The 8,398-nt window shown below is 44.1% G+C and carries 8 protein-coding genes; 2 read left to right on the top strand and 6 right to left on the bottom strand.

Translation table 11 applies throughout. The features are described from left to right. Positions 1-259 precede the first annotated feature (259 nt). The 6 genes from AC58QD_RS32205 to AC58QD_RS32180 form a co-directional block, all read right to left on the bottom strand. Positions 260-1,108, bottom strand: coding sequence for a GNAT family N-acetyltransferase (locus tag AC58QD_RS32205; protein ID WP_497339150.1), 849 nt, complete (start codon positions 1,106-1,108; stop codon positions 260-262). A gap of 235 nt (positions 1,109-1,343) precedes the next feature. Then, complete coding sequence (locus tag AC58QD_RS32200) at positions 1,344-2,210, bottom strand: metal-dependent hydrolase (protein WP_497339149.1); 867 nt, start codon at positions 2,208-2,210, stop codon at positions 1,344-1,346. Positions 2,211-2,476: 266 nt separating this feature from the next. Beyond that, positions 2,477-2,878, bottom strand: coding sequence for a VOC family protein (locus AC58QD_RS32195; protein ID WP_497339148.1), 402 nt, complete (start codon positions 2,876-2,878; stop codon positions 2,477-2,479). Positions 2,879-3,312: 434 nt separating this feature from the next. Further along, complete coding sequence (locus tag AC58QD_RS32190; protein WP_497339147.1) at positions 3,313-4,494, bottom strand: extracellular solute-binding protein; 1,182 nt, start codon at positions 4,492-4,494, stop codon at positions 3,313-3,315. Positions 4,495-4,663: 169 nt separating this feature from the next. Beyond that, complete coding sequence (locus tag AC58QD_RS32185; protein ID WP_497339146.1) at positions 4,664-5,086, bottom strand: YkvA family protein; 423 nt, start codon at positions 5,084-5,086, stop codon at positions 4,664-4,666. A 741-nt stretch (positions 5,087-5,827) separates the two neighbouring features. Beyond that, complete coding sequence (locus AC58QD_RS32180; protein ID WP_497339145.1) at positions 5,828-6,808, bottom strand: hypothetical protein; 981 nt, start codon at positions 6,806-6,808, stop codon at positions 5,828-5,830. A 218-nt stretch (positions 6,809-7,026) separates the two neighbouring features. On the opposite strand from AC58QD_RS32180, the gene AC58QD_RS32175 reads away from it, so the two are divergent. Together AC58QD_RS32175 and AC58QD_RS32170 are read left to right on the top strand one after the other, a co-directional pair. Further along, on the top strand, positions 7,027-7,317 hold the full coding sequence (locus tag AC58QD_RS32175) for an RNA polymerase sigma factor (protein WP_497339144.1): 291 nt from the start codon (positions 7,027-7,029) through the stop codon (positions 7,315-7,317). Between the two features lie 42 nt (positions 7,318-7,359). Next, positions 7,360-8,289 (top strand): VOC family protein, encoded by a 930-nt coding sequence (locus AC58QD_RS32170; RefSeq protein ID WP_497339143.1) that lies wholly within the window; start codon positions 7,360-7,362, stop codon positions 8,287-8,289. Positions 8,290-8,398 lie beyond the last annotated feature (109 nt).

The raw sequence follows: 8,398 nt of genomic DNA, 5'->3' as shown, positions 1-8,398 counted from the left end.
TGCTTGTCAAGTCCTATTTCTCTTTTTCGTGCAAAAAAAGAGCCGGCTATCTTTCGATAACCAGCTCTTGTTCTTGATTTTTGGCCATGCGCCTTAACTTAATGACATTGCCCTTGCGAGCCCCTCTTTTTGAAGTGTTTATAGCGTTACCAAAATATCGGATATGCCCTTCTAAACTCTGTTCCAGCTCATTCAATTCTTTCTTGTCAAACTGTAACGTTGTATGCAATGCTTTCCTGTCAAGGATTTACGGCAAAAATTACAGCGTTTTCCTTATGAATTCCTTGATATACTTTTCTTTAAAGCCAAGGCTGTCATACAGATTTCTGGCATAATTCCCAACAACACACCAAAGGTCGACTTTTGCACTGCCACGCTGATAGATCTCGTTGCATAAATACATAACAAACTTTCTTCCGATCCCAAGCCCCTGAAAGTCTGTACGGACGGAAATACTACTGAGTTCATTACCAGAAAGGTGGCTATAAGCTACGATTTCCCCATTTATTTCGAAGACAAAACGGTCTTCCGCATCCTCTTTCCATGCTCTTCGTTCTTTTTCACTGGGTTGGGCGATCACAGAATCGGGAAAGCACCCGACACGGACGCGCATATCATGAAATGCTGTGGCATACATCGACTGACTGGCAAGATAGTCTTCGTCCGAATACATCCTCACCGGAAGCTCCTCCAAGGAGAAGGGATCGCCGGTTCGCTGCATTAAAACCGATGAAAAGTATTTGTCATATCCGAGCTTGCGCGCAAACGCAAGAGATGATTGATGACCTGCACGAAAGGAACTCCTGACTTTTTGGGTTCCGCCCATCCGCAATTTCGTTTCAGCATACTTTACCATTGCAGAACCGATTCCTTGCCTGCGAAACTGCGGAGCGACAAACACAGTTAAATAGGACTGAGATGCAGGCTCGTTCACTTGAGCCAGTGCAACAAGCTTGTCCTCGATAAACGCGGTAATAAACAATTCCGGTTCTTCAGCAAGCAACCGAAGGATGTCCTCACTCGCGTCGACGTCAAAGCTTAATAATTCTCTTGCAACATTATAATCTTTTTCACTGAAGTGTTCGTATCGGATACCTGCTATATTCATCAGTCTTCGATTCCTCCGTTTTTAATGATGCGTTGTAAGATACTAATAACAATTTTAACTTTAATCTTGGTTAATATGTGGTTATTTTTGGTTATAAGTATTTTGCCCGATACGTCAACGAGGCTACCGATCCATATCGGCAGCCTCGTCCTGGTTTCTTATTGAACTATAGTTTTAGTTTCCGTTAGTGAAGTCTTTTAATTAATACTGGTTTGCTTGGGATTTTTCTTCTGACTTATTTTGAAATCGATTGATGCAAAAATGAATGACCGTTCCGGTAAAATCTCGGATCAAACACCCCGAGTTCTCGCTCATTGTTAACAACTACGATAATCGGGGACCAGTCATACAGCACCTTAGCAGCGGGATTCCGTTCGAACAACAACCGCAAATCCGCACGATCGTCCGACTCAAACCGGTACAGTGGCTTCGACTTTGTCCAAGCCGACGCTTCCAGAACCTCTACAACATTACCTGTCTTCCCTTCAATCCGATACGTTCCCGGTAACGTCTGGGCGACTATCAGCTTGGAAACATACCGATCTCCGGCTGAAGCGAAGACGACAGCGCCTTGCACGTACTGTGCCGCCGTATATAGGGCCATCAGGAGCCAGATTGTTCGAAACACACGATAGGAAGCGTTCGACTTGATCCATGGCAAAGTGACGAATCCAATCAACATTAATAAGTTGATGACTACGTCCCGGTAAGGGAGCGTACCGATCGAATATCTCTCCTGAGACAACGGCTCTAAAATCCCAGTTCCCCATGAGTTCGACAAATCTACCAAAACGTGCAGACCCACGGACACGAAGGCAATCAAAAACAACCGCCAGTCTTTCGTTTTCCAAAGCAAGAAGCAAACGCCGACCAGTAAAGCAGCCCAAACCGGAATGAAAAACAGGGAATGTGTGATGCCCCTGTGCCACATTTGATACATCCCCTGATGATCGAACCACTGGGTCACCGTGTCGATATCCGGTATTGTACTGCCGCCAACCGTAAGGAAAAACAATGATTTTTTGCGGCCGGTTGACGCTCCCTTTTTGTCGAGCCCGCAGTAGATCGTTAATCCGATTAATGCATGAGTGATCGTCTGCATCAGTAATACACCGCTCCTTCCGCTCGATTCATATTTAAGGACGGACGACCAGAAGGACACCGATCACAATAAGTGATCTACTGGTGATGAACACATCCGCCATATTTAAAATCCCGTCAGATTCATTTAATCATTTACCGGTGCAAGAAACAAATAAAGCAGGCTCCCGCGAGGGGCAGCCTGCTCTCTATTAATGTTTATATCAACCCCATTTACTATAATTTGTATTCCTAGTCGAAAGAATTTTTATGCTGAATAGTTCCGAATTATTTCATTCTACCAGCACCAAAAACGATAACATATTGATCTAAATCTCTTACTGCGAACTCTTTCCAATCCATATCCCCTTGATCTTCCATCATGATTTCGTAATGAATTACTGCTCCGTTGGTTTTCAATTCATTAAATAAATCCTCAATTTTATCATAATCCGTATAGGCATAAGTATCCCAACTTGTAGTTGGTCCTTTCCAATCTTTTGGATATTTAACTTGTCTTGGTTTCTTATTGGGCTGAACATCAGTACTAAATTCCGCTTGTTGTAAAATGAATCCGAGTTTCGGTATATTACGTTCAGCATGTCCCCATTCATCCACTTTACATCCAAGCACATTCTTATAAAATTCTTTTGACATCTGCAAATCTGAAACCAATCTTACTTGATTCATTGAAACCATCCTTTCAATATTAACAATAATCGTGTGTCTCGTCCGGCCCTGCCGCATAGGGAATATACACTTCATAACTATCCTCATACGTAAACTTCAAATGGTAAGCATTGGGCGCGTGACGGCGATAACGGCAGACGCGAATGGTTGATACATGACCCGGATGGGCGACCGATTGCCGTCAGGGTCACTGAATAGCACGATTCATCGATTTTCTGAGAATGGAGCTCGAGAAATCCTTAACTCCAAAGATCGAGGAGCAGTAATTGGTCAAAAGTTGGTTTGTACTAAAATCTGCAGCTGACCTTGATAACAGCCCGCGGTTCGCATTCCAACGCTGAAACCATCAGAGGGTTGTTCCCAATCCCCCTGACGGTCTTTCGAATACCGGGTTCGGGGGCCTTCACTAAGTACCGCTTGACCGCTCCGCGTGACTACAACTGGGCGTTAAGCTCTCTGTCGACTTGCTCGGCAGCACGGCTTAACGCTTCCTGTATATTTCCGTTGCCCTTTATGGCCTCATATACAACCGGATTGATAATTTCGGCTTCCAGTTTGCGCCAGTCGCGATGTATAAAGGCCGCCGTACGGTGCACGAAGCCGAATTCACGCAGGAACACGGACTTCAAATGATCTTCAGCTTGCCCGTTCCGCGACGCGACACTTGCCCTCGTCGGCAAACCGATTTGCCAGCTAAGGCTTTCCTCCGAATCAGCGATAGCCAGATGCTTCAGAAACAGCCACGTCTGATCCGGATAAGCCGTCCTGGCAGACATTCCGTAGCCGAGTAAGCACAAATAGCTGCCATGCGTGCCGCTGGCGAAGTTCGGGAGCTGGGCTGCTCCGTAGGAGTCGTATATTCCTTTATGAAGCATTTGCCCAAGCGACCAAGCCCCTTTATATTGCATCGCAAACTTTCCCCTCATAAACATGTCGTCCCAATTGACGGGCGAGTCCGGAGGAGGCGCCACCTGATGAACTCTGCTCAGATCGGCAAGTTGCCCGATGACCCGAACCGTCTCCGGGCTGTCCATATATCCTGCAGCCTTCTTGCCATCAGGTGACAAAAGCGAGCTGCCTGCCGCCAGCACGAACGGCTCCATATTTTCCATCTCATAGGGAAAGAAAATACCGTATTGTCGGCTTCCGTCCTCCTTCACCTTCGTCATCGTCAGAGCTGTCTCCAAAAACTGGTCCCAACTCCAGCCATCCTGTGGATAGGCGATACCCGCCTCGTCAAACATGCCTTTGTTATAGAAGAACACCATGTTGACCGGGCGCATCGGAAGTACGGCCATCCCTCCCCCGAAGCGTACCGCATCCAAAACAGCGGGATAATAATCGTCCGCAAGCCCCGGGATTTGCCGCAACCGCTCCCCTATATCGGTCACTATGCCCCGGTCGAGTGAATGCTTCAGCTGGGTTTCATCCAGCTCAAGCACGTCCGGCATCGTTCCGTTCCTCTCGTGCTCGTCCAAAGCAGCGTCGAAATGGTCGTTCCCGACCACCTCGAAGGTTACCCGGATATCCGGGTACAACAGCTCGAAGCTCACCTTCGCCCTTTCCAGCGCTTCGACATAATAATCCCGAACCAGTGCCCGCAATTCGATCTTCATCAATACAATCTCTCCTTTGTTATTTGCGTTCAGAATACTTTTAATGAAGCATTTCTCTCTTGAGATGCCAGAAGCAGGCGAAACCTGACTTCATCTCCGAGCAAAAAGTAATTTCTTCCATACACCTCCACATCGATGCACATTTAGTCAATGCGGATATTAGGTTATGTTAAAAAAACTGACCTAACGGTTTTGAACTAACGTATCCGTTGAACAAATACCGATAAGCAGAAGAAGAAATCCATAGGAAAGCCATTATCCATAGCAATATAATTAAACTTCCTATAAGCCAATTTTTCGGTTTCTCATTCTTCATTCGTTCCTCAGCTTTTACTGTACAGTCCTGGATCACTGATCTAGGCATCATTTTCAACGCAAATGCAACGCCAAGTGGGATTAGTATCAGATCATCCAGATAGCCTAATATGGGAATAAAATCTGGAATCAAGTCAATTGGACTAAAGGCATAGGCGACAACACATATAGAAAGTACTTTTGCATACCAAGGAGTGCGAGTATCTTTATAGGCAAAATAAAGTATAAAAACCTTCTTTTTTAGCTGTTTAGCCCAAGCCTTAATTCTTTCAAACATAAATAGCAGTTCCCCAATCTTCAAAACTGTTTACTCTTTCTTACCACGCTTTAATGCCCGTTAGAATAGGAGGCTCTCATGTTAGTGTTCTGAAGCATCCCCCATGTTGTATATGTAACCGATGGTCTTAATCCAAAGAAGTGGCTGTTATCGGGCTAACAGTGCTTACAAATACCCATTCGCTATATTACCTATTTTTCCTCCTAAAACAAAAGTTCGGTTAAGTTTATTACAGGAATGCTGCCCGTTCGTTCAATTACATATAGGATTTGCGATGATTTCGGACAGCTTTGGTTCCCTTTAGGCGTTCCCAGAATACACTAAGTTAGAAGTCTAATTAATAAGGAGTGTTAATATCGAATGGGATTTATACCCCAGCATGGTCCCACATCTCCCCCGCCCTCATATGTACCTCAAATGTCTCCATATGCCGTTGACCCCGGGACAATTACCAGATGTTTAGATCGATATACTTTCATATGGCTAAAGAATGGTGACAGCTTCTGGTTTTATCTAACTTTTGTTGGACGCACATCTGTTTTAGGTTATAGATTTTTTGGCGGAAGATGGAATCATTATACGGTTGAGCTAAGCGAGATAATTTCATTTTCATGTACTTAATACGGTTCAAGTAATACACTAAACAACTAATGTCGCAAGATCCCTTCTTGATGATTCCTACGAAAAAAGGCTGCCGAGCAATATCACCAGGCAGCCAAGATCGTTTCTTTTCTTATTTCGCTAACGTATCCCGTTAGAGCTCAAATATTTCTGTAATTTCAATGTAAGCAACTCATCCTCAAGCCATTTGCCGTACCCTTCCCAATGAGCCTTGTTTTCAGGTTTTGTTTCTCTTAGTCGTTCATAAATAGCCAATGATAACTGCATTCCGCCATTTTGGCTTTTAAGATATCCAATACAATCGTCATGAGTTCTCAGCATTAGTTTCTCACTTAAATAAGCTTCTGCCCCGACGACAAAATATTCTTCGGGTCCACTATGATATTTTGAAATAAGTTCGTGATATTGTTTGTCAAATTCTGCGTTAGATTTCCTTAGCTCGTCTTGTTGTAACTGTGCTTGTCTTGAGCCAGAGAAACCATGTAATGACTCGTGAAGACAAAGTTGAGCTAAGCGTTTCGGTAATTGCATATAACCATGTGGTCCTGCATGCATTACCATAGAACCTTTCGGAAGTTTAAAAGCTATCGGTTTAATATAGGTGGCGAAATATACAGTAGTACACAGAGGTTGTTCAGTGGCAAGAAAAGAAGATATTGTCACTTCCATCTTTTCTAAAGGAAATACAGTTTCCATAACCAATTGGTATTGCTGTGCAATATCCACTAAATAAGGCTTTACCCTCTGATTCCAAGCAGTTTGAACACCTGCCTTTTTTAGCACTTGGAAACCGTCGGAGAGTAACTTTAGATTGTCACTTATTATATTATTCCGATTATTATTTTTTGGGTAATCTTGCAACACCTTAATGATATCGTCTAAGGTCCTGACATCGTGCCCGGATAAATTTGTACAAAGGTCAGACATTGAGATTTTATCACTAATCTCATTCAATATTCTCAAATCTTGCCCAAGTTTCGGTTCCCAATTTTGCCTAACATCTAAGTAATGTTGGTTATAAAAGGGGTTATTTGAGATAGCGTTAATAAATAAAACCATGTCAAAAGCTTCATTAGGTGTAAATGACCAATTGGAGGACAAATGAATCACTTTCTTTCAACTAAAGTGAAGTAATAGTTACCAATTCGTTAACAATAAAGTATTTCCCTTCTTTAGCGGAACAGGTCTTAGTCAGTTTGATGGTAATTTAGGAGCTTTTTGATCTTTTTCCTTTTAGTCATTTCAGAAGTGCTAGGAATTCGAACGATTTTCACGAAAAAGAACAATATAGGATAGGCGGTTGGTTTAGGGGGTGTGGTATGACTGATCAAAAATTATCCGATTTTGTTCGGTTGATACTTTCAGGAGACATGGACGCGTTCGAAGAACTTTACAATGAAACAATAGGAGGTGTCTACCGTACGCTATACTTCCTGAGTGGTGGTTCTAGACACGATGCAGAAGATATTGCACAAAATGTATATATGGAGCTTTATAGGAGCTTAAATAAGTTTGAATCGAATCGCTCTCTACATAGTTGGCTCTACGGAATCACTGAAACAACACAGCAATCCGTAAGAAACGTAAAATTAATCCAAGTGTTAAAATAAAAAAGAAATGTGCGCCTTATTATAAAAAAGGAGGAAACTATCATGAATGATTCCAAAAAGCCGCTTTTCCAACCCATCACCCCACATTTGTGGTTCGACAAGGAGGCGAAAGAAGCCGCGGAGTTCTATTGCTCTGTATTCCCGAATTCTGAAATCACGAGTACGACGACCTTGCACAATACGCCCTCGGGTGATTGCGATCTCGTTTCGTTTAACGTCTGTAGACAACCGTTTATGGCCATCTCTGCGGGGCCGTTCTTTAAGTTAAATCCTTCAATCTCGTTTTTCGTTAATTTTGATCCGTCCCGGGAAAAGAACGCGGTAGAAAAGATAGACGAGGTGTGGTCTAAGTTGTCCGAAGGTGGCACCACGCTTATGCCGCTTGATAAGTATCCGTTCAGCGAACGGTATGGTTGGATCCAGGACAAGTATGGAGTCTCATGGCAGCTAATTCTGACGAATCCGGAAGGGGAGCCGCGACCCACGATTGTCCCCTCCTTGATGTTCGTGGGCAACAACTGCGGCAAGGTGGAAGAGGCACGCGAGTTCTACCTTTCGGTCTTCCGAAATGCTAAACCTGGCTCCCTATTCCGATATGGCCCCGGCCAAGAGCCAGACAAAGAAGGGACGGTTATGTTCACCGACTTTATGCTGGAGAACACCTGGTTTGCGGCAATGGACAGCGCGTTGGAACACCATTTCAACTTCAACGAGGCGATTTCCCTACTGGTCTGTTGTGAAACGCAGGATGAAATCGACTACTACTGGGAAAAACTTTCCGCCATACCCGAGGCCGAGCAGTGCGGCTGGCTTAAAGACAAATACGGCGTCTCGTGGCAAATCTCCCCCGCCGCACTGGATGAGATGATGACCAAGGGAACGCCGGAACAACGCGATCGCGTCACGCGGTCGTTCTTGAAGATGAAAAAGTTTAACATTGCAGAATTACACAAAGCATTTCAAGGGAAATGACTGTGCAGAAAATTGTGACATTTGTATGGAATCTCTCGCTTGACGGCGTTTTCTACGCCGAAAACGAGAAGCATGCGTAACGTGGTGCATCAGGCAGACTATTAAAGGT

The sequence above is a fragment of the Paenibacillus sp. J2R1T-4 genome, from assembly GCF_059692235.1.
This window is presented reverse-complemented; position numbering and strand designations above follow the sequence as displayed.